Source organism: Brevibacterium sp. SIMBA_078 (assembly GCF_046534565.1).
GTDB lineage: Bacteria > Actinomycetota > Actinomycetes > Actinomycetales > Brevibacteriaceae > Brevibacterium.
The window spans coordinates 575,322-596,691 of record NZ_JAWRYQ010000002.1 but is presented as its reverse complement, the minus strand read 5'-3'; the positions used below and the strand labels follow the sequence as shown (position 1 = coordinate 596,691).

General features: G+C 64.5%; 20 protein-coding genes. 11 read left to right on the top strand and 9 right to left on the bottom strand.

The features are described 5' to 3' along the window. The first annotated feature begins 51 nt into the window (after positions 1 to 51). Positions 52 to 867 carry a DUF4352 domain-containing protein gene (locus SB749_RS11090; protein WP_410710380.1) on the top strand — a complete coding sequence of 272 codons (816 nt, stop codon included), beginning with the start codon at positions 52 to 54 and terminating at the stop codon, positions 865 to 867. A gap of 2 nt (positions 868 to 869) precedes the next feature. Here the strand turns inward: SB749_RS11090 and SB749_RS11085 are convergent, their stop codons facing one another. Next, entirely contained in the window at positions 870 to 1,658 is a 789-nt protein-coding gene (locus SB749_RS11085; protein ID WP_410710379.1) for a fructosamine kinase family protein, read from the bottom strand. A 44-nt stretch (positions 1,659 to 1,702) separates the two neighbouring features. Next, positions 1,703 to 2,446 (bottom strand): 3-keto-5-aminohexanoate cleavage protein, encoded by a 744-nt coding sequence (locus SB749_RS11080; protein ID WP_410710378.1) that lies wholly within the window; start codon positions 2,444 to 2,446, stop codon positions 1,703 to 1,705. A gap of 181 nt (positions 2,447 to 2,627) precedes the next feature. Between SB749_RS11080 and SB749_RS11075 the strand changes: the two genes are divergently transcribed. Both SB749_RS11075 and SB749_RS11070 read left to right on the top strand, forming a co-directional pair. Further along, positions 2,628 to 3,662, top strand: a complete 1,035-nt coding sequence (locus SB749_RS11075) for a formylglycine-generating enzyme family protein (RefSeq protein ID WP_410710377.1) — start codon at positions 2,628 to 2,630, stop codon at positions 3,660 to 3,662. A gap of 78 nt (positions 3,663 to 3,740) precedes the next feature. Beyond that, positions 3,741 to 5,246, top strand: coding sequence for an acetyl-CoA hydrolase/transferase family protein (locus tag SB749_RS11070; RefSeq protein WP_410710376.1), 1,506 nt, complete (start codon positions 3,741 to 3,743; stop codon positions 5,244 to 5,246). A 30-nt stretch (positions 5,247 to 5,276) separates the two neighbouring features. Here the strand turns inward: SB749_RS11070 and SB749_RS11065 are convergent, their stop codons facing one another. Further along, complete coding sequence (locus SB749_RS11065; protein ID WP_410710375.1) at positions 5,277 to 6,542, bottom strand: SLC13 family permease; 1,266 nt, start codon at positions 6,540 to 6,542, stop codon at positions 5,277 to 5,279. A 311-nt stretch (positions 6,543 to 6,853) separates the two neighbouring features. Here SB749_RS11065 and SB749_RS11060 point away from each other — a divergent pair, with 311 nt between their 5' ends. The 5 genes from SB749_RS11060 to SB749_RS11040 all read left to right on the top strand — a co-directional run bounded on the left by SB749_RS11060 (position 6,854) and on the right by SB749_RS11040 (position 12,055). Then, positions 6,854 to 7,333 (top strand): YybH family protein, encoded by a 480-nt coding sequence (locus SB749_RS11060; RefSeq protein WP_410710374.1) that lies wholly within the window; start codon positions 6,854 to 6,856, stop codon positions 7,331 to 7,333. After that, positions 7,330 to 8,703: a purine-cytosine permease family protein gene (locus SB749_RS11055; protein WP_410710373.1), complete on the top strand. Its 1,374-nt coding sequence runs from the start codon at positions 7,330 to 7,332 to the stop codon at positions 8,701 to 8,703. The genes SB749_RS11060 and SB749_RS11055 overlap by 4 nt, the downstream gene beginning before the upstream one ends. A 144-nt stretch (positions 8,704 to 8,847) precedes the next feature. Then, on the top strand, positions 8,848 to 10,128 hold the full coding sequence (locus SB749_RS11050) for a sensor histidine kinase (RefSeq protein ID WP_410710372.1): 1,281 nt from the start codon (positions 8,848 to 8,850) through the stop codon (positions 10,126 to 10,128). Next, on the top strand, positions 10,125 to 10,775 hold the full coding sequence (locus SB749_RS11045; protein ID WP_410710371.1) for a response regulator transcription factor: 651 nt from the start codon (positions 10,125 to 10,127) through the stop codon (positions 10,773 to 10,775). Before SB749_RS11050 ends, SB749_RS11045 begins: the two co-directional genes overlap by 4 nt. A 122-nt stretch (positions 10,776 to 10,897) precedes the next feature. Continuing rightward, positions 10,898 to 12,055, top strand: a complete 1,158-nt coding sequence (locus SB749_RS11040) for a fatty acid desaturase family protein (protein ID WP_410710370.1) — start codon at positions 10,898 to 10,900, stop codon at positions 12,053 to 12,055. Between the two features lie 84 nt (positions 12,056 to 12,139). Here the strand turns inward: SB749_RS11040 and SB749_RS11035 are convergent, their stop codons facing one another. After that, positions 12,140 to 12,967 (bottom strand): hydrolase, encoded by an 828-nt coding sequence (locus tag SB749_RS11035; RefSeq protein WP_410710369.1) that lies wholly within the window; start codon positions 12,965 to 12,967, stop codon positions 12,140 to 12,142. A 105-nt stretch (positions 12,968 to 13,072) separates the two neighbouring features. Continuing rightward, the gene (locus SB749_RS11030) at positions 13,073 to 14,257 is read right to left on the bottom strand and encodes an ABC transporter permease (RefSeq protein ID WP_410710368.1); all 1,185 of its coding nucleotides are present in this window, start codon (positions 14,255 to 14,257) and stop codon (positions 13,073 to 13,075) included. Positions 14,258 to 14,348: 91 nt separating this feature from the next. Here SB749_RS11030 and SB749_RS11025 point away from each other — a divergent pair, with 91 nt between their 5' ends. Beyond that, positions 14,349 to 14,951 carry a TetR/AcrR family transcriptional regulator gene (locus SB749_RS11025; protein WP_410710367.1) on the top strand — a complete coding sequence of 201 codons (603 nt, stop codon included), beginning with the start codon at positions 14,349 to 14,351 and terminating at the stop codon, positions 14,949 to 14,951. Positions 14,952 to 14,982: 31 nt separating this feature from the next. Here SB749_RS11025 and SB749_RS11020 read toward each other — a convergent pair whose 3' ends face one another. The 4 genes from SB749_RS11020 to SB749_RS11005 all read right to left on the bottom strand — a co-directional run bounded on the left by SB749_RS11020 (position 14,983) and on the right by SB749_RS11005 (position 18,290). After that, positions 14,983 to 15,729: an MgtC/SapB family protein gene (locus SB749_RS11020; RefSeq protein ID WP_410710366.1), complete on the bottom strand. Its 747-nt coding sequence runs from the start codon at positions 15,727 to 15,729 to the stop codon at positions 14,983 to 14,985. 114 nt (positions 15,730 to 15,843) lie between these two features. Beyond that, positions 15,844 to 16,578: a DsbA family protein gene (locus SB749_RS11015; protein WP_410710365.1), complete on the bottom strand. Its 735-nt coding sequence runs from the start codon at positions 16,576 to 16,578 to the stop codon at positions 15,844 to 15,846. 43 nt (positions 16,579 to 16,621) lie between these two features. Then, a complete protein-coding gene (locus SB749_RS11010) occupies positions 16,622 to 17,698 on the bottom strand; it encodes an Rv2578c family radical SAM protein (protein WP_410710364.1) in 1,077 nt (358 codons plus the stop codon). A gap of 61 nt (positions 17,699 to 17,759) precedes the next feature. Next, the gene (locus SB749_RS11005; protein WP_167195074.1) at positions 17,760 to 18,290 is read right to left on the bottom strand and encodes a flavin reductase family protein; all 531 of its coding nucleotides are present in this window, start codon (positions 18,288 to 18,290) and stop codon (positions 17,760 to 17,762) included. 294 nt (positions 18,291 to 18,584) lie between these two features. Here SB749_RS11005 and SB749_RS11000 point away from each other — a divergent pair, with 294 nt between their 5' ends. Together SB749_RS11000 and SB749_RS10995 are read left to right on the top strand one after the other, a co-directional pair. Continuing rightward, positions 18,585 to 19,916, top strand: coding sequence for an MFS transporter (locus tag SB749_RS11000; protein ID WP_410710363.1), 1,332 nt, complete (start codon positions 18,585 to 18,587; stop codon positions 19,914 to 19,916). 63 nt (positions 19,917 to 19,979) lie between these two features. Then, the gene (locus SB749_RS10995) at positions 19,980 to 21,359 is read left to right on the top strand and encodes an LLM class flavin-dependent oxidoreductase (RefSeq protein WP_410710362.1); all 1,380 of its coding nucleotides are present in this window, start codon (positions 19,980 to 19,982) and stop codon (positions 21,357 to 21,359) included. Positions 21,360 to 21,370: the final 11 nt, after the last annotated feature.

The window sequence follows — 21,370 nt, the reverse complement described above, 5'->3', positions numbered from 1 at the left end:
GGACGGGACGAAGCTGGAGCAGTCAGCCAGATCCAGCTTCGAAGGAGCGTCATGTCCCATCCCCAGAATCCCCAGAACACCCCGCAGCAGCCGCAGTCTCCACAGCCCCAGCATCAGTGGTCCCCGCAGCACCAGCCCCCTCACAACGCCCAACACCAGACCTCGCCGCAGAACTTTGGCCCCCAGCAGTGGGGACCGGCACAGAACGCACCGGCCTACGGGACCGGCGGCTACCCGCAGCAGCCCTACGGTCAGAAGCCGCCGAAACAGAAGAAACCGCTGCTCAAACGCTGGTGGTTCTGGCTGCTCGTCGTCATCGTCGTCATCGCCATTGCCAGCGCGCTCGGCGGCGGGGGAGAGGACACCGGCACATCGGAGAGCGGCTCGTCCGACGCCCAGCAGTCGGGGGAGTCCGCGGAGAAGAAGCCAGCGGAGAAGGAGGCTGCGGACAAGGCCGCGGAGGAAGCATCTTATGGAATCGGAGACACTGTGGCTGCCGATGACTGGGAGGTCACCGTCGCCAAGGTCGAAGACGGAGTCTCACAGGTCGGCGACGAATTCCTCAACGCGCAGGCTCAGGGACAGTTCGTCCAGATCGAACTGTCGGTGAAGAACACCGGATCGGAACCGAATTTCTTCTTCGAAGACGACATCAAACTCGGTGATGATGCCGGCAACACCTACTCTGCCGACTCAGAAGCCGGTATCTATGCGGCCGAGAACAACATCCTCTTCCTCGAAGAGATCAATCCCGGAAACACCGCCGACGGCGTCCTCGTCTTCGACGTTCCCGAAGACGTCGATCCGAGCAAGCTGACCTTCGCCGGCGGACTGTTCTCCGACCCGGTGGAGATCTCCTTGAAGTGACCTCACCGGTCCAGCTGTTCCGCCCGGGCGATGATCGACCGGGCGGCACGGACCGTCTGTCCGAGGAATCCGCGTCCGAACAGTCGGATATGAGCGAGCAGAGCGAAGAAGCTGTGCGCCGGCAGGTCATCCCGCCACCCGTCCGGCATCGGATGGGTCTGTTCGTAGCCGGAATAGATCTCGTCGAGATGTGCGGTTCCGAAGAGGCCGAGCAGGGCGAGGTCTTCCAGCCGGTGACCGCCGTGCGCGGCCGGATCGATGAGCGTCACCCCGGTCGGTGTCCACATGAGGTTTCCCGCCCACAGGTCCCCATGGATGCGCGCAGGTGCCTCCTTGCCTTCACCGCAGATGCCGGCGAAGGCGCCAGACGCGATGGCATCGATCGCCGAGGCGACCGTCGCCCGGTCCTCACCTCTGAGATCCCCGGCAACCGCAGTGACCAAAGGACGCAGACGCTGCTCGACCCAATAGTCGGTGAAGTCGTCGACGGACTCGGCAGGCACCTCGAAGGGACTGTCGAGGGGGCCGAAGAATGACTGTGGGGTCGGTGACCAACCGAAACCGGGAGCACCCGCATCGTGGAGCCGGGCGAGGGCACGACCGAAGGCGGCGGCCGCCTCGGCGTCGGGACCGGTCTCTCGGAGGCGGCGCAGCCGCAGAAAATCCGGCCCGTGCTCGAGCACTTCGACGACCGAGGCCACGCCTGGTTCGGCCAGCCACCACAGCCCGGCGGCCTCGGCCGCGAAGAAGCCGTCCGGGGCGGACTTCCGCAGTTTGAGGAAATCAGTCATGGCCACAGGTTAGTCGGGGGAGCCGTTGTCCGTGTGTCCTCGGGTCAGGTTCCGAGCTCGGCGAGGAGACCGGCGGCAACTGCAACGAGCTCTCCGTTGCCGGCTGCCTGAGTGCCGTCGATGAGGACCGGAGTGTCCTCCAAGCCAGTGCGGATACCGTGGCCGCGCCTGATGGCTCGGGCATTGACGACCCAGGAGGCGATGCCCTCCCCATGGTGGACCTGCGGCAGTTCGATGCCCGCATCGGCAAGGACCCGTTCGATCGCGGCGGCCTCAGCCAAGGCGCGATCCGGATCGGTGTCCGTGGGTTCGACGAGCACGCGTTCGCAACGGGCCGCCACGCCCGAACCGACGAATGACGCTGCATTGTCGACGCTGAGCAGACCTGCCTCGATTCGGACACCCCGCTCGATGAGCAGCTCGCAGACTTCGCGAATTCCCGACTCACCTTGATTGGCACTGACCAAGTCAGGCAGCTCCGTCCATTCGCCGATGAGCGTCAGACGGACCTGCGGATCGGGTTCGATCTCGGCTGCGGTGCTCAAAGAGATCGGAATCCCCGGGCACGCGGCACGCACCTCACGAATCGTGGCCGAGACCGGTTCAGCATGAAAGGTCTGCCGGCCGGTCGCATCGAAGGGATGGAGGTGGATGACCTGAGCACCTGCTGCCACGGCGGCGGCCGCCTCGGCGGCGATGGACTGCGGTGTCCGCGGAGTCGCCGGGTGGTCGCGATCACCGTTGAGGGCGGCATGCAACAGCGGTTCGTGCGAAGCTGATCCGTTCATCTGGCCACTGTCTCGCATTCGTGACGTCGAGTACAGGTTCTCGCGGCAGGACCGTGAGAAGTCAGCCTCTTCACCTGACCGGCAGGTTCCGAACTGTCCCCAGCCCCGGCCGAGGTCATAGGGTGATCCCAGAGCCCGCCCAGCATCGAGGCGGACCTGGAGAGAAAAGGGGCGCCCACACGTGACGAAGAACGGAGATCACGCCGCCGCCGAAGCGCAGAACGGCCACTCATGCTGCGCTCCAGCGACCAACCGCGCCGAGGCGGGGGACAGCCAACCAATGGATCTTGCGGTTGGTCGTGCCGTGAGTTCCGAGTCGAACCTTGAGTTCAGCTTCGATTTCGTCGCCGTCGGCGGCACCTTCGATATGGGAGATCCTTTCGGCGACGGGCATCCCACCGACGGTGAGGGACCACGTCACCGCGTGGACCTCACCGAATTCGAGATCGCGACGACGAGCGTGACGAATGACGACTTCGCCCGGTTCGTCGCCGACACCGGGTTCGTCACCACCGCGGAGCGTTTGGGCACCTCGGCGGTCTTCGCCATGCTCTTGGAGACCAATCCGGGAGCAGAGGCTCACATCCTCGGTCAGGCTCCGGGCGTGCCCTGGTGGGTCGAAGTCTCCGGGGCGAGCTGGGCCGCGCCCGAAGGTCCAGGGTCGACCATCGACAACCGAAGAGACCATCCTGTCGTGCACATCAGCTGGGACGACGCCCAGGCCTATTGCGCCTGGTCCCGGACACGGCTGCCGAGCGAAGCCGAATGGGAGCTCGCTGCTCGCGGGGGCCTCAAGGGACGCCGCTATCCGTGGGGCAATCGGCTGCTGCTCGACGGGGAATGGAACTGCAATATCTGGCAGGGCGAGTTCCCGCGTACGAACACCCTCGACGACGGCTTCATCGGCACCGCACCGGCCCGACACTTCGCGCCCAATGGGCTGGGCCTGTTCAACACCGTCGGCAATGTCTGGGAATGGTGCGCCGACTGGTTCGCCCGCGACTACTACCAGCATTCCCCGCAATCCGATCCCCAGGGTCCGGACATCGGAGACAAGCGGATCATGCGCGGAGGATCGTTCCTGTGCCACGACTCCTACTGCAATCGCTACCGGGTGGCCGCCCGCTCCTCGAACACTCCGGACTCATCGGCGTCGAACATCGGATTCCGAGTTGTCCGAAACCTCGGCCGGGACACTGCCTCGAGCAGGGAATGAGGCGGAGCCGACCCCGCAGTCCTCGGGCGGTGGGGCCACCTCGTTGAGTGAGGTTCCTTGCCCGATAGACTGCGAGTCATGTCGAGAATCAACTGCCCCGAACTGAGCACGAAGACCGTCACTGCTGAGGCAGCAGCCCGCCATATCGACAATGGCCAACGCGTGGCGATGAGCGGTTTCACCGGTTCCGGGTACCCGAAGGCAGTGCCGGGGGCGGTAGCCGCACGCGCTCGGGCCGCCCACGATCGGGGTGAGGACTTCCGCATCGAACTGTGGACGGGAGCATCGACGGCGCCGGAACTCGACGGGGTACTCGCCGAAGCGAACGCGGTGAGCAAACGGCTGCCGTTCCAATCCGATCCGGCGATGCGGGCCTCGATCAATTCGGGTGACACCGCGTATGTCGACACTCACCTCAGCCATTCGGCTCAGCAGGCGTGGTTCGGGTTCTACGGCAACCTCGACGTCGCCGTCGTCGAAGTCGCGGCGATCCTGCCCAACGGTCTGCTGGTTCCCGGCAGCTCGGTCGGGAACTCGAAGACCTGGCTCGACCTGGCCGATAAGGTCATCCTCGAAGTCAATGACTGGCATCCGCGCGGGTACGAAGGCTTCCACGATGTCTACTACGGAACCCGGCGTCCGCCAGAGCGGCTGCCGATCCAACTGCTCGAGCCGATGCAGCGCATCGGTGACCCCTATCTGCGCGTCGACCCGGCGAAGGTCGTCGCCGTGGTGGAGACGAACGCTCCGGACCGGAACCTGCCGTTCAAACCTGCCGACGAGGACTCGAAGGAGATCGCCGGCCACCTCGTTGATTTCCTCCGTCATGAGATCGCCGCAGATCGGCTGCCGCCGGAACTGCTGCCGCTGCAGTCAGGCGTCGGCAATGTCGCCAATGCGGTGATGGGAAATCTCGCCGACAGCGAGTTCGAGGGACTGACCGCCTATACGGAAGTCATCCAGGACGGAATGCTCGACCTCATCGACAGCGGAAAGCTCACCTCGGTGTCGGCGACGGCGTTCTCGCTCTCGGCCGAGCGGGCAGAGGATTTCAATGACCGGATCGAGTCGTACAAGGGCAGGATCCTGCTGCGCACTCAGGAGATGTCGAACCACCCGGAAGCCATTCGCCGCCTCGGCATCATCGCCATCAACGGAATGGTCGAGGCCGATATCTACGGCAACGTCAACTCCACGCATGTGACCGGTTCGTCGATCATCAACGGCATCGGCGGCTCCGGTGACTTCGCCCGCAACGCCTACCTCAACTTCTTCGTGTCGAACTCGCAGGCCAAAGCGGGAGCGATCTCTGCGATCGTGCCGTTCGCCAGCCATATCGACCACACCGAACACGACACTCAGATCATCGTCACCGAACAGGGCCTGGCCGATCTGCGCGGACTGCCTCCGGTGGCCAGGGCACGGAAGATCATCGACAACTGCGCCCACCCGGACTACCGAGATCGCCTCACCGACTACCTCGAGCGTGCGATCACGGCGAACCCGACCGGTCGGCATACCCCGCACATCCTGGCCGAGGCTCTGTCCTGGCATGAGACGTTCCTGTCGACCGGGCATATGTGAGAGAGCGCGGGTTCCCACGACCCCGACTGCTCAGCCGCTGATCACGGTCGGCGCTGCGGCGACCACCCAGGCAAGTCCCGGTCCGATGAGGCACATGAGGCCGGCGTAGCCGATCATCTGTCTGTAGTAGCGGTCGCGGATGCTCGGATGGACATTGGCCAGGAGCATCGCGCCGTTGGTCGAGAACGGACTGATATCGACGATGGTTGCGGCGATCGCCAGCGCCGCGACGAACCCTCCGACATGCACGTCGCCCGACTCGAGGAACGGCACTGCCAGGGCGATGACGACGCCGATGATCGCCAAGGACGACGCCAGCGCAGAGATCAGACCGGACATGTAGAACAGCAGCAGAGCCGCCAGCAGAGGGACGCCGATCGCTGAGATGCCCGCCGAGACCCATTCGACGGTTCCGGCCTCCTGCAGCACGGCGATGTAGGTGAGCACTCCGCAGATGAGGATGACAATCGACCATGAGACCTTCGACATGGCGGCCTTGCCGGCGGCAGGGTCGATGACGGCGAGCACAACCGAGATCGTGATGGTCACCAGGCCCACATCCCAGCTGAAGATGATCACAGACAGTGCCATCGCGATGAGTCCGATCAGGGTCGGGAGCTGAGAGCGTGTGAGACGGATGGTCGTCCCGCGCTCGGACGCGGCCTCATGTTCCGCGAGACCGTCGTCGGCGGCGGTGCGCAATCCCGGCCGGCGACGGAGGACGAACCAGACGACGACCGCGAACACGGTGTTGAACACCAACGGGGCGAGGAACAGTGTCAGAGGGGTCGGGATGAGATCGTTCTTCGTCAGATAGTCATTGATGAAGATGCCGTAGACACTGATCGGAGAGAAGGCCCCGGCCAGTGCTCCATGCACGACCAGCAGACCGACCATGAACTGATTGATCCGATGCCGGCGTGCGAACGACAGCGCCAGTGGAGCGATGATGGCCACAGCGAAGAGCGCCCCCAGCGAGATGAGTATCGCCGTGAGTGCGAAGAAGATCCAGGGCATGAGCCCGATCCGCCCGCCGACGAGCTTCACACACCAGCGGACGATCACTTCGATCGCGCCGTTGTTCTGGGCGAAGCCGAAGAGGTAGGTCAGACCGACGAGCGTGAGGAAGAGGTCGACGGGAAAGCCTGCCAGGAACTCTTCGGGTGCCTGGTGCAGGACGAGGCCGCCGACGCCGGCGGCTGCGATGAAGCCGAGCAGGCCCATATTGATGTCCCGCCAGGTTCCGATGACGAACATCAGTCCGAGGACGATAACGCAGATCAGTTCTGCACTCATGGGTTTAGCTTCTCCTTCGAACGTCAGCCGGCGAATGTCCGGCGGCACAAGGGCACGCGACACAAATTAATGCATGTCACCTGGTGCGATCAGGTCCATTCGGCATATGAACTCACAGCGACACTCAGCGGAAGGACTCCGCCGCCGATTCGCCGTCTCGTATAAAGGAGAGCAGAATTCGTCCATCGCGGATAGTGCGGACGATCACAGACTCGTTAGTGTGTCATTCAGCTTCATCGGGCCGCACGCGAATCACTTGGACTCAACGCGGCCTCCTCCGTTTCTCAGTCTGCGAAAGGTCGCCGTCGATCATGAACGAATCCACACCGGAGCCCAGCGAATCAGATGTGCTCACGGCCGCCTCGGCGATCGTCGATGCCTTCGCCGCCACGGACACTCAGTCGTACTTCTCCCGATTCGCCGAGGACGCCTCCTTCGTCTTCCACCCCGAAGCGCGACGCCTGAACACTCGTGCGGAATATGAAAGGGAGTGGGCTTCGTGGTTGGCCGACGGCTGGTCAGTGGCCGCCTGCGCCTCATCGGACCAGCTCGTCCAGACTTTCCCCGGCGGAGCCGTGTTCTCCCACACCGTCGATACGACCGTGAACACCGCAGACGGGCGGGAATCATACCGGGAACGCGAATCGATCGTCTTCCGCCGCCTCGGTGACGGTGAACTCATCGCCATCCACGAACACCTCTCCACGGTCCCGGACCCTGCCGACGGCTCGTCACCGACTGAGGCCGGTGCCGCCGAGAGCGCACCCGACACCGAGGAGGTCGCGCAGTGAACTGGTACCGCCGTTTGGAACAGCGATTGGAATCCGGCCACGATTCCGGAGTCATCCGCGGCTCCCTGAGCGGGGGACGGATGTTCATGATCTGGCTGGCCGCGAACCTCGTGGTCACGACCCTGTTGACCGGAACCCTGTTCGTCCCCGGCGTCGACTTCACCACAGCGGTCATCGTCATCATCGTCGGCACGATCATCGGCACCATCGTGCTCACGCTCATCGGCAACATCGGCACCCGCACGGGCCTGGCGACCATGGCCATCACCCGCGGTGCCTTCGGCGCCAAGGGCAGCTTCCTGCCGGTCGCCGCCAACGTCATCATCCTCATGGGGTGGAGCTGGGTGCAGGCTATGCTGGCGGGAATCAGCGTCAACTACGTCGTCGCCCAGACGACGGGATTCTCCAACCCGATCCTCTTCTCCGTGCTCTGCCAGGCGCTCGTTGTCGGACTGGCGATCCTCGGCCACGAAGGGATCGAGAAGGCCGAACCCTGGTTCGCTCTTCTCATCCTGCTGGTCATGGCCTACGTCTTCGTCATCGCCTTCACTGGACACTCACCCGACGAATACGCAGGAATCGAGAGCCTGCCGGAACTTGAGTTCACTCCGGTCCTCGCACTCGATATCGTCATCTCCACAGCCATCTCCTGGACCGTGCTCTCCGGCGACCTCAACCGATTGGCCGGGACTCAGAAGGCCGGAATCGTCGGATCGGGTCTGGGCTATCTGACCTCAACCGTGCTGGCCATGCTGCTGGGTCTCACCGCGTTCAGCTTCATCCTGCTCGACGGGGGAGACCCGGCCGAATTCGACCCGACGGTCCTGGCCGCGGAATTCGGGTGGGCACTGGCCATCGTCATCTTCCTCTCGGTCATGGCCACGAACACGATGGTCGTCTACGGAATGGTCAACTCCGTCGTCGGCGCACAGAGCAGGACGAAGCTGAAGTTCCTGCCGACGGCCCTCATCCTCGGCGCGATCTCGATCATCGGTTCGACCTGGCTGGCCTTGCTCGACCAGTACACCGACTTCCTCACGATGATCGGGGCGTTCTTCGTCCCCGTCTTCGCCATCCTCATCGTCGACTACTACATCATCAAACGCGGTGCCTACTCACCCGACATCCTCAAGGACTCCGGCGGCCTCTACTCCTACACCCGCGGAGTCAATTGGGCGGCCGTCGGTGTGTGGGGCCTCGGGGCACTGGCGTCCTATGTGCTCACCTACGCCTATCCGAGCCCGATCGGAGCGACGATTCCGTCCTTCGCCATCTCATTCGTGGCCTACCTCGCGCTGTCCTGGGGCAGCCGTGCGAAGTTCGCAGGAACTCGACATGCGCACCTGTCCGACGGGATCCGCGGAAGCTGAACGCGGCCTGTCTGTTTACGGTCGTAGCCTGACCACCATGTGCCGTTCCCAGGTGATGAAGCAGTCCACACGCTATGATCGCACCGGTCGGCCGGAATCACAGAAGGGAACCCGGTGTCTGTGATGGTAATCTTCGACAGGTTCATGCCACCGAACCGTCGACTCAATCCCGAGGCGCTGGCCTGGGTTGCGGTGATCGTTCTCGCCATCGTCATGCTCGCGGTGGAATCGTCGATCGCCGTCTCGGTCAACGAGGCCCCCGTCGCACTGGCCTTCGTCGTCACCATCGTCCATGTCGGGTCCATGCCACTGTCCATGCTGCGACCGCTGTTCGGCACTATCATGTCGATCGGCGCCTGCACGGTGCTGCCGCTGTTGGGGCCTCACGTGTCCGGTGTGCCGTGGCCGTGGATGGTTCCGATGATGATCACGCAGATCGTCATCATCCTCATCATCGGACTCCGGGCCCACTGGGGAGTGGCCTTGGCCGCACTGCTCGGCAGCATCGGGGGCTCGGCAGCCGCGGTGCTCATCACTCATCTGCTGGTGGCAGACACCCGTACCGACGGCGCAATCGTCAACATCCTCATCTACTCCTGCATCGCCGGCGGCGTGTATCTCGCCGCAGTCATCGTCCAGCAATGGCAGCTCATCCGCTCCCAACTGGTCCAGGAGAAGGAGAACACCGCGGAGGAGCACTCCAAACGCGTGACCATCGAGGAGAAGGCGCGCATCGCCCGGGAACTCCACGACATCGTCGCCCACAGCATGTCGATCATCAACATCCAGGCCTCCAGCGCGCCGTTCCGCCATGCCGGAATCGACGCGGAGGTGGCCAAAGAGTTCGAAGACATCTCCACTTCCGCCCGCACCGCGCTGACAGAGATGCGCGGACTGCTCAGCGTCCTGCGCAACGATGAGGGCGGAGGCGAACTGGCACCGCAGCCGAAGTTCTCCGAGATCGATGCTCTCATCGAGAAGGCCCGACAGGCCGGAGTGCAGGTCAGCGTTGAACGCAGCGGCGAACCGATCGACCACCTCATGCGCGACAGCACCGGACTCGCCGGCTACCGCATCATCCAAGAGGCCCTGAGCAACGCGATACGCCACGCCCGCAACTCCGCCATCGCCATCCGCATTCGTGGGGCCAGCTCAGCCGTCTGGATCAGCGTCACCAACGACCACGGCGACGGTCCCAGCGAAGCGGCGAAGCACGACAAGCACGACCGGCAGGGACTGATCGGCATGCGCGAACGCGCAGCCTCCGTCGGTGGCGAGATCCGCAGCGGAGCCACCCCCGAGGGAGGCTTCGAAGTCGAAGCAGTGCTGCCGCTTTCGCCCCGCGGACGCCCGACCGACGACAGCGAACCGAGCGCCGACACACCGGTCACGGACACTTCGGTCACGGACAAGGAGACCCCATGATCAGGATCGTCATCGCCGATGACCAAGCGATGGTGCGAGCCGGCTTCGCCGCGCTGCTGAGCGCTCATGCAGATATCGAGGTCGTCGGACAGGCCGAAGACGGTGCACAAAGCGTCGATCTCGTCGCCGACCTTGCCCCCGACATCGTCCTCATGGACGTCCGGATGCCGCTCATGGACGGAATCGAAGCGACTCGCACGATCGTCGCCGCGAATGCCGCGACCCGGATCATCATGCTCACCACCTTCGACATCGACGACTATGTCTTCGACGCCATCCGTGCCGGGGCCAGCGGATTCCTCCTCAAGGATGCTCCGCCCGCTGAACTCGCCGAGGCGGTCCGCATCGTCGCGGGAGGCGAAGCGCTGCTGGCCCCGAGCGTGACCAAGCGAGTCATCGAGCACTTCGCTACCGGTGGGAAGACGGCCAACCGCACAGCGCTGCCCGAACTCACGGACCGGGAACGCGAGATCCTCATCCAAGTCGCACGCGGAGCTTCGAACACAGAGATCGCGTCGAGCCTGCACATCGCGGTGCAGACCGTGAAGACCCACGTCTCCCGGATCCTGTACAAACTCGATGCCCGCGACCGCGCCCAAGCAGTCATCGCCGCCTACGAATCCGGTCTCGTCATTCCCAACAGCTGAGTCCGAGCGCTCGTCTTCGTCTCGCACCCCCTACCCGAGTAGGGGGTGAAGAACGGCTCCCTGGGGTGACGAAAAACCGGGCGGATCTCCATACGGTGGGAACCATGAACCCGTCTGACCTCATGACAACTGAACCGACTTCCCCAGCTGCGACGCCGTTGTCGACTCCGGCACCGGATCGCGCGTCCCGGGCCGAGGTGCTCGAACGCAGGCGAGCGAAGAGGGGAACCGCCGAACAGGAATTCACCAGCGACTTCAGCGCGCTGATGGCTCAGGTCAAGGAAGCGGGACTGCTGGCCAGGCGGCCGGGTTGGAACACGCTGCGCTTCGTCCTCCTCGGGCTCGGCTACGTCGCATCTTTCGCCATGCTCTTCCTCATCGGTGAGAGCTGGTGGCAGATGGCGACCGCAGTCGTCTTCGGCGCGCTGTTCACCCAGACTGCCTACGTCGCCCATGACGCAGCACACCGACAGATCTTCACCAGCGGGAAAGTGGGGGAGTGGGTGTCGACGATCATCGGCAACCTCTTCATCGGACTGAGCTACGGATGGTGGCTGAAGAAGCACAATGCGCTTCACCACGCCAATCCGAACAAGGCCGGAGTCGACGGAGACATTGCTCCCGGCGCACTGGTCTTCACTCCTGAGGATGCACGTGAACGCACAGGCCTGGCCAAATGGTTCGCAGCACGTCAAGGCTGGTTCTTCCTGCCGCTGCTGACCCTGGCCGGCCTCCAGCTGCACGTCGAATCCGTCAAGGCCATCGTCCGGGGACAGTCGTCGATCAAACGTCGTTGGATCGAAGGCGTCTTCATCGGCATCCGCCTCATCGGTTTCCCCGCGCTCGCCATCTGGGCGGCAGGTCCCCTCATCGGCAGCGTCTTCTTCCTCGTCCAGCTCGCCGTCTTCGGCGTGCATATGGGCGGATCCTTCGCTCCCAACCACAAGGGTCAGCCGATCGTTCCCAAAGACGTGAAGATCGACTTCCTGCGCCGTCAGACGCTGATGTCACGCAATATCTCCGGCGGTCGCTTCATGGGATTCCTCATGGGCGGTCTGAACTATCAGATCGAACACCACCTGTTCCCCAGCATGCCGAGCGTCAACCTGCACCGGGTGCAGCCGATGGTCCGCGAATACTGCCGCCAGAAGGACATCACCTACACCGAGACGACTCTGCTCGAGTCCTACAAGATCATCATCGCCTACCTCAACCGGGTGGGCCTCGGCGAAGCAGACCCCTTCGACTGCCCCGTCACCGCGCAGTTCCGGTCTCGCTGACTGGCGGGGCACATTCAGTTGCGGTCCCGCAGGCTGAAGGCCTCACAGTCACCTCCAGCGCTGCGGGCCGGACGAGAAAGAAGCTCAGGTGAGCCGATCGTGTTCACCGGAGACCCATTCGGCATAGCGCTCGGCCGACGTCTGCACCGCTGAGTGAGCTTCGGAGGCGATCGACTGGCCGAAGTTGCCGTACATGCGGTCGAAGTCGAGATCGTTCACCGAGGCTGCGATGCGCCGAACGACTGCCGCCGACAGCGGCAGGTAGTTCGGGAAGCTGCGCATGAATGTCACCCATCCCGACCGCGCCACCGGACCGATGGAATCTCCGCTGAGCATGACCCCGGTGCCGTCGGCGCCCGTCCATACCGCTACAGCGCTGCCCGGGAAATGACCGCCGGTGCGTCGGAGCCTCACTCCGGGGACCGGTTCCGCCTCGTGGAAATAGGGGCAGATGGCCCGCCCGGTCCGCTGCACCCAGTCGAGATCGGCTCGGCACACGAAGACGGGGGCATCGTCGAAAGCGGCACTCCACTCCAACTGGGTGCCGAACATATGCGGGTGGCTGGCGGCGATGCCGGCGACTCCGCCGAGGTCACGGACCGCTGTAACCGCCTCGGCGTCGATATAGGCGGGCACGTCGAAGAGCATATTGCCGGCATCGGTGCGGGCGAGATAACAGGTCTGGCCGATTCCGAGCTTCGGTTCGACGCGGATGGCGAAGAGGCCGGGTTCGCGTTCGGAAATGGTGAGGCGGTGGCCCTCGGACTCGAGTTCCGTCCGCGTCGTCCACTGCTGGCCGGAGGCAGGGACCCACTGCCGGTCATCCTCGCAGATCGGGCACAAGTCGGGCAGAGGGGGCGTCGTCTCCACCCCGCAGGTGCGGCAGATCGTCACATCGGATAATGCCACCATGTCATCCTCTCGGTCCCACACGTGAAACCACAGACTCCCACCGAGCCTAGTCCTCACATGAAGTGAAGACCAGGATCGGTGGGAGTCCCACCGCTGCGCGGCCCGTCAGTGTGCGGCGGCGTGCGCCTTCCTGTGGGCGATGACATGGCCGACGAGGATGAGCGCGATGCCGCCGGCGAGCCAGGCGCTGAGCACCCACCACTGGAGCGACATGGACGCGTCCGGGAAGTAGGAGAAATTGCGCAGGAGCGTGCCGGCCGCGCCCGGGACGAAGAACTGGCCGATGTCACCCCAGGAACCGGCGAGGAACTCCTTCGGCTGGTTGAGCGAGGCGATCGGGTTGCCGATCAGCATCGTCAGCACCGCACCGATGGCGATGCCGGCAGGACCGATGAGCGAAACGAAGCCGTTGATCAGCCCGACCGTCGCCGCGATCGAGAGCCCGATCGCCAGTGCGTTGAGGCCGAAGTTCCCCTGCAGGATCCCGAACCAGGTCTGCATGATCAGCGCCAGGGCCAGTCCGCCGACGATTCCGTAGACGACGGTGCCGACCAGGCGCATCCGCCGCGAGCGGATGCCCATGCTGGTGAGCACACCTCCGACGATTCCGCCGAGGGTCAGGGGCAGTCCCGCGATGGCCAGTCCCGCGCCGGAGGGATCGTCATCGGAGAGCGGAACGACGTCGGTGATCTTCACCTGCGGAATCTCCATCGCCGAGGCGCCCGGATCGGCGCCTTCTCCCGCCGGGTTGCCCTGGGGTGGGGCCTGGCCGGCGGCCGCGGCTTCGAGGGCCTTCTGCATCTGCTCCTGCATCTTCTTCGTGCCTTCCTGAAGGCCCGAGATCGCCTGCTGGTCGATGTTGTGCTGCATCTGGGTGCCGATTCCGCTGAGCTGCTGCGCGACTGCTGGGGAGGCGGCCTTGGCGATGAGGATCTCCGGTTCGTCCTCGAGGACGAAGGCTCCGTAGACCTCACGCTCCTTGATGAGCTGCACCGCCTCGGCGCGGGAATCGACGCGCTTGAGATCGAGCATGCCGTCGGGGGCGTTGCCGGAGATCCGGTCGATCTGCTCTTCATCACCGACGGCGGCGATCGGCAGATCCTTGGGACCCGAGGTCACGGTCGGCCAGCTGAAGGCGAGCAGTACGAGGCTGACGACGGCTGCGGCAAGGACGGCGACGAGGACGGCCCGTCCGAACTGCGGGGGAGCATCCTGGGCTGTCGTCGCCGGTGTCGTGCTCGCGGCCGAACGGTCGGCCGCGTCTTCTCGGCTGAGTATCTGGGTCGGCATGTCTGTCCAATCATCGAAAACGAATACTCGTTCATTATGAAACCATCGGCTAGGATATATCAAGAATGGCCATTCGTTTTTAGGGGGAGAAGTGCCGAAGGTCACCGAGGAGCACAAGGCCGCGATGCGTACCAGGATCCAGGATGCGGCTCTGACATGCTTTGCCCGCAAAGGATTCGCCGGTGCGTCGATGGCCGATATCGTCAAGGAGGCGGGGCTGTCGGCCGGAGCCGTCTATGTCTACTATGCGTCGAAGGCCGACCTGATGATCGACGTCGCCCGCCGGGTGATGGGGCCGCGCATGGCGGTGCTCGATGCAGCCAAATCCGGTGGTGAGGTGACGGCTCCTGCGGAGGTGTTCGTCGAGATCATCGATTCACTGCTCATCGACAACCCGTTCTCACCGGTGATGGTTCAGGTGTGGGGTGAGTCCTCCTACGACATGGAGTTCGCGAATTTCGCCAGGGGTACCTTCGAAACGCTCATCGCAGAGTTCACCGACTACCTCGCTCTCTACCTGCAGGACCAACGGGGAGTGGATGCAGAGACCGCGCGGGCTCGGGCCGCGGTTCTGGTGCCCGGCCTGCTGGCCATGATCCAGGGCGCAGTCGTCCAGTCGACCGTCTTCGGCGAACCCTCCAGAGTGCGAGTCCGTGCCGGAATCGAAGCCGTGCTCTCCAGCATCGAGTTCTGAGTCAGCGTCGACTTCTTCGTTCCTCCGCTGCTCAGACGGAGTCGCCGTCGTCATCGACCGAATGGACGCGGTCTTCGCGCATGCTCACCGTTTCGACTCCGTTCAGCTCCATGAGCGGGGCCACAAGCAGGTGCAGGGGTCGCTTTCCGTCGAATCTCACGTCGACCTGGACCATCCGCGTCCCGTCGGCGGACTCGAACCGCCGCGAATCGACGATGGTGTTCTTGAATCCCATTTGGCCGGCGAGGGCGAGGATCTCGCGGAGGACTCCCGCTCCGTCGCGGTAGGACACCCGCAGCAGTTTGCGGTGGTCGCTGTTGGGGATCTTGCGGATCAGGGGAGCGATGACGAAGAGCGTGAACAGGTGGAGGGCAGTGAGCATCGTCGCCAAGAGCAGCATCCCGGCGCCGCAGGCCATACCGACGGCGGCCGTGACCCAGATCGTCGCGGCAGTGGTGAGCCCGCGGACCATGTTGCGTCCCTTGAAGATCACTCCGGCGCCGAGGAAGCCGATGCCGGAGACGATCTGCGCGGAGATCCGTGAAGGATCGAGGCGGACGTCGTTGTCGAGCACGCCTTCGAACCCATAGGCGGAGATCAGCGTGAAGGCGCAGGTGCCGATGCCGACGAGCACGTGGGTGCGGTAGCCGGCAGCCTTCTGCCTGAACTGTCGTTCGAAGCCGATGAATGAGCACAGGACGAAGCTGGCCAGCAGCAGACCGGCCTGGAGCAGTCCTGCGCTGCCCAGGATGTTCTCAAACGACGAGGAGTTGACCATAGTTACTTCACCATAGCCCCACCCAACCCCCTAGTTACTACCTGACGGCGGCCCAGCAACCTCGCGCGAGGTTGCTGGGCCGCCGTCAGGTAGCAATTAAGGGGAGGGGGGCTTTTAGTGGCAGCCGTCCGGGCCGCAGACTGCGCCCTCGGTGAGTTCATCTGCCTTGTCTTTGTCGGTTGACTGCGGAGGGCCGGCGAGCACGGTGAGCTTCTGGCCCTCATCCCATGCCGTCTCGAGGGCCTGGGTGAAGACGTCGGCCGGCTGTGCCCCGGAGATGCCGTACTTGCGGTCGATGACGAAGAACGGGACGCCGTTGGCGCCGAGCGAGCGGGCCTCATTGATATCGGACCGCACCTCCTCGGAGTACTCATCGGTTGCGAGGACACGTCGGACTTCGTCGGAATCGAGGCCGATCTCACGCCCCACCTCGGCGAGATAATCGATGTCACCGATGTCGCGCCCCTTCTCGAAGTGCCCCGACAGCAGAGCTTCCTTGGCCTGTGACATGAGCCCGTGGGTCTTGGCGAAGTGGAGGAAGCGATGGGCGGTGAAGCTGTTGGCCACGACGATCGAATCGAAGTCGTAGTTCAGGCCGACTCCGGCAGCCTGCTCTGTGACATGGTCGAACATCTGCCGCACCTGAGCGGCGGGCATGCCCTTCATCTGGCTGAGGTATTCGGTCTCGGTGCCGTCGAAGTGATCGGGCAGGCTCGGATCGAGCTGGAAACTGCGCCATTGGACATCGACGTCGTCCCCGTGAGCGAAGCCATCGAGGGCATCCTCGAAGCGACGTTTTCCGATATAGCACCAGGGGCAGGCGATGTCCGACCAGATCTCAATCTTCATATGAGTGCCAACCGCGCCCGACGCGCGGATATTCCGGTCCGATTCAGAACAGCGCCTGCTGCGCCGGGGCGGCGAACTGCTGGGCCGGTGCCGTCTGCAGGTTTGTCTGATGCGGGGTTCGGTTCGATTCCCTGCGTCCGCGCATCAGGGAGGTCGCCGGGTAATCGTCATCGCTGCGGCCTCGCAGTCCGAAGCGGTCGATGAGCGGGTTGATGCGCTCACCGAGCCATCGTCGATACTCCTTCGACACGTAGGGGGACCGGGCATACATCGTGCGGTAGCGGGGGAGGAGCTCGGGGTGTTCGCGTTCGAGCCATTCGAAGAACCATTCGCGGGCGCCTGGACGCAGGTGCAGCGCCCCGTAGACGACTCGTTCGGCACCCGCGTCCTTGATTGCTCGGAGTGCGGACTCGAGGTGGTCGCGGGAGTCGGTGAGCTTCGGCATGATCGGCATCATGAAGACGGTGACGTCGAATCCGAGCTCGGCGGCCGCGCGTACGGTGGCCAGTCGGGCCTTCGTCGTCGGCGTGCCGGGCTCGATGCTCTGCTGCAGGGCGTCGTCGTGGACGGCGATCGACATGTTGATCTCCACCGGAGCGTCTTCGGCGACGCGGGCCAGCAGCGGCAGATCGCGGCGCAGCAGTGTGCCCTTGGTCAGAATCGACATCGGTGTCGACTGCTCGGCCAGGGCAGTGATGATTCCCGGCATCAGGCAGTAGCGGCCTTCGGCCCGCTGATAGGGGTCGGTGTTCGTGCCCAGGGCGACATGGTCACGCGCCCACTTCGGGCGTGCCAGTTCGGCGGCGAGGACTTCGGCGACATTGACCTTGACGACAACCTGGCGATCGAAGTCCGTCCCGGAGTCGAGATCGAGGTAGCGGTGGGTGTTCCTTGCGAAGCAGTACACGCAGGCGTGCGAGCAGCCGCGGTAGGGGTTGACCGTCCAGGAGAACGGCATCGAACTCGATCGCGGGACGCCGTTGAGAGCGGACTTCGCCAGCACCTCGTGGAAGGTGATTCCTGAGAATTCCGGCGTCTGCACCGACCGGATCAGTCCCTTCGTTCCGAAGAGGACCGGGGAGCTCGAGCCGGTGCCGTCACTCACTTCGTTCCACCGCATGACTTCATTCGAACATGAGTTCGAATCAGAGTCAAGGGTGGGGCGCCGTGGTCAGGCAGGGTCAGGAGACGCGCAGGCCTTTGAACTCGCTGCGGTGGAAGACCAGAGCCTCGGGTCCGTCGTCGTTGCGGGTGCCGAGGATCTCGAGCAGGGCCACGGTATGGTCACCGGCTGCGACCTCTTCGTAGAGACGAGTCCAGAGGAATGCGGAGCTGCCGGGGATCGTCAGTCCGCCTCCGGCCGTGACTTCGGGGCTGACGCCGGTGAAGCGTCGGCTGCGGTCTTTCGCTGCCAGCTGCCTGGCCAGGTGCTCCTGGTCGGTGCCGAGCAGGGAGATCCCGAGCTCGGGCGCCCGGCGCAGGGTGGGCCAGGTGGTCGATGAGTTCTGGATCGCGACGCTGACCAGCGGTGGGTCGAGGGAGACGCCGACGGTGAGGGTGGAGGCGACGAGGCCCAGGGGCGCCGCATCGACCTCGGCCCCGATGAAGGCGACGCCCTGAGGGAAGTGGGAGAAGGTCTCGCGGAGGGTCTCAGGTGTTGCGGGGGTCACCGGTGCCGGTGCTTGTGTGGTGGGGTCTGCCAAGAGTGTCATTCCTTCACCTCTGTCTTCGTGCGGTCGTCGGAGTCTCGGGCGCCTGCTGATCTGTTGAGCAGACAATGTAGACGAGGCCGTCTGCGCGTGCCTATGAAGTCGATCATTGCAAAGCGGAAGCGTTTCCGTCGTGGCCAAGGTCATACGAAGACGACTTATGACCACATATGACGCTGAGCGTCAGGACGTGACACAAAAGCGCCGGTGACGGCGACGTCCGGGCATAGATTGCTCAGCGAAACACGGACTCGTCTGGCCGCGAGCCGCCCGAACCCCGCCGCAGAGGAGCATCACATGACGCAGACTTCGGTCACCGCACCGAGAACCCAGGACCCACCGCAGCGGCTCCTGTCGGGAAAGAAGCGGGTGCTCGCCTCGGCCTTCGCCGGAACGACGATCGAGTGGTACGACTTCTACCTCTACGGCACCGCAGCAGCCCTGATCTTCAATGTCCAGTTCTTCCCCAGCCACAGTGAGCTGGGCAGCAGCCTCGCCGCCTTCGCCAGCCTCGCCGTCGGCTTCTTCGCCCGACCACTGGGCGGCATCATCGCCGGCCATCTCGGCGATCGGGTGGGCAGAAAGGCTCTTCTCGTCGTCTCCCTGCTGTCCATGGGAATCGCGTCGACGCTCATCGGACTCGTCCCGAACTTCAACGCGATCGGCTGGTGGGCAGCTGCTGCCCTCGTCGTCCTGCGCATCGTGCAGGGACTCTCAGCCGGAGCGGAATGGGGCGGCTCGGCACTGCTCTCGGTCGAACACGCACCGGCGAGCAAGCGCGGACTGTTCGGCTCCTTCACCCAGATCGGCTCCGCCGCGGGAATGCTTTTGGCCACCGGCGCCTTCTTCACCGTCCAGAGCCTGCTCACCGACGAACAGTTCGAAGCCTTCGGCTGGCGCATCCCCTTCCTCGCCTCCGCTCTGCTCGTCGCGCTGGGACTCTGGATCCGCCTCGGCGTCTCCGATGCTCCGGAATTCCAGGAGCTCAAGGCCTCCGGCAACGTCGCCAAGGCGCCCCTGCGCGACGTGCTGACCAAACACCCACGGGTCCTCCTCGTCACCATCGGACTCCGCCTGGCGCAGAACAGCGTCTTCTACCTCATCACCGTCTACATGCTCAGCTACCTGTCGGAGAACCGCGGCGACTCGACCTCGGGTGTCACGGCCGTCATGATCGCCTCGGCGATCGGACTGTTCACCGGGCCTCTCTGGGGGTGGGCCTCGGACAAGGTCGGTCGCAAACGCGTGAGCATCGGCGGCATCATCGGCGTCGCTGTCTTCGGCTGGATCTTCTTCGCCTTCCTCGACTCGGGCCCCTTGGCGTTCCTGCCCATCATCGTCATCCTCGGCATGAATCTCGCCCACGATGCGATCTACGGCCCGCAGGCCGCGTGGTTCGCCGAACAGTTCCCCATCGAGGTCCGCTACTCGGGCGTGAACATGGGCTACCAGCTGGGCACCGTCATCGGCGGCGGAATCATGCCGATGGTCGCGGCCCTGCTCTACGTTGCCGGCGGCCACTCGCCGTGGCTCATCTGCGGCTATCTCACCCTGTTGTGCGTCCTCTCGCTCATCGCCGCCATCGGCGCAAAGGATCCTGCCCGAGCGCTCGCCCGCACCGCGGCCTGAACACCCCCGCCGATACGTCGGCCCGCACTCATTGCACCACCACACCGAACACAGGAGACTCCCATGACGAAACCGATCCTGCTCAATGCCTTCGACATGATGACCCCGGTCCACCAGTCGCCCGGACTGTGGCGCCATCCGGAATCGAGAGTCGACGAGTTCACCCAGCTGTCCTTCTGGACGGACCTGGCCAAGACCCTCGAGGACGGCGGATTCTCCTCTCTCTTCCTCGCCGACATCCTCGGCGTCTACGACGTGTACGGCGGCAACGCCGATGTCACGAACCGTGGGGGAGTGCAGTTCCCGCTGCTCGACCCCCTCGTCGCAGTCCCCGCTATGGCCGCAGCCACGACGACGTTGGGATTCGGGGTGACCGCCTCGGTGACCTATGAGAAGCCCTACCTGCTCGCCCGCACCCTGACCACTCTCGATCACTTCACGAACGGGCGGGTGGCCTGGAACATCGTCACCAGCTATGTCGACTCCGCCGCCCGCAATCTCGGGCTCAAGGGCCAGATCCCGCACGATGAGCGCTACGACCGGGCCGATGAGTTCATGGAGGTCATGTACAAGCTGTTCGAGGGCTCGATCACCCCTGACGCGCTCAAAGCCGATGCCGACGCCAACGTCTTCGTCGACCCGAATGAGGTCCACGACATCGGCCACGACGGCAAGTTCTTCACCGTTCCCGGTCAGGCGCTCGCCGTCCCCGGACCGCAGGGCACCCCGCTGCTCTTCCAGGCCGGTGCGTCCAAGCGCGGCCAGGAATTCGCACTCGACCACGCCGAGGCGATCTTCTTCTCCGGACCGACCCCGGAGATCCTGCGCAGCTGGGTCGACAAGGTCCGCGACGGACTCGAAGAGCGCGGACGCGCCCGTGACGCGGTGAAGATCTTCGCTCTGGCCACCGTCATCGTCGACGACACGGACGAAGCCGCCGAGGCTCGCCTGGCCGACTATCGCCGCTACGTCGACACCGAATCCGCGCTGTCCCTGTTCGGCGGATGGACCGGGGTCGACCTCTCGGGAGCTGACCCCGAGGACACCCTCGAATACGTCTCGACCGAAGCCAACCAGTCGGCGCTCGCCTCCTTCACCACCATGGCCGGAGACAAACCCTGGACGATTCGGGACCTCGCGGAGTTCGTCGCCCTCGGCGGACGCGGACCGGTCATCACCGGATCACCGGAGACCATCGTCGACGAATTCGAACGCTGGATGACCGAAGCCGATATCGACGGATTCAACATCGCCGCGGCCGTGCGCCCGGCCGATGCCGAACGCTTCGCGAAGTATGTCTCACCCGAACTGCGCCGCCGCGGACTCCTGCCCGCACCGACCGCAGGTGCCACGGTCCGCGAGCAGCTCACCGGGGCCGGCCCCCGCCTGGCCGAGGACCACACGGGTGCCCGGTACCGCCTCGGCGAGGGTGCCCGCGTCTGATCGGACGGGCC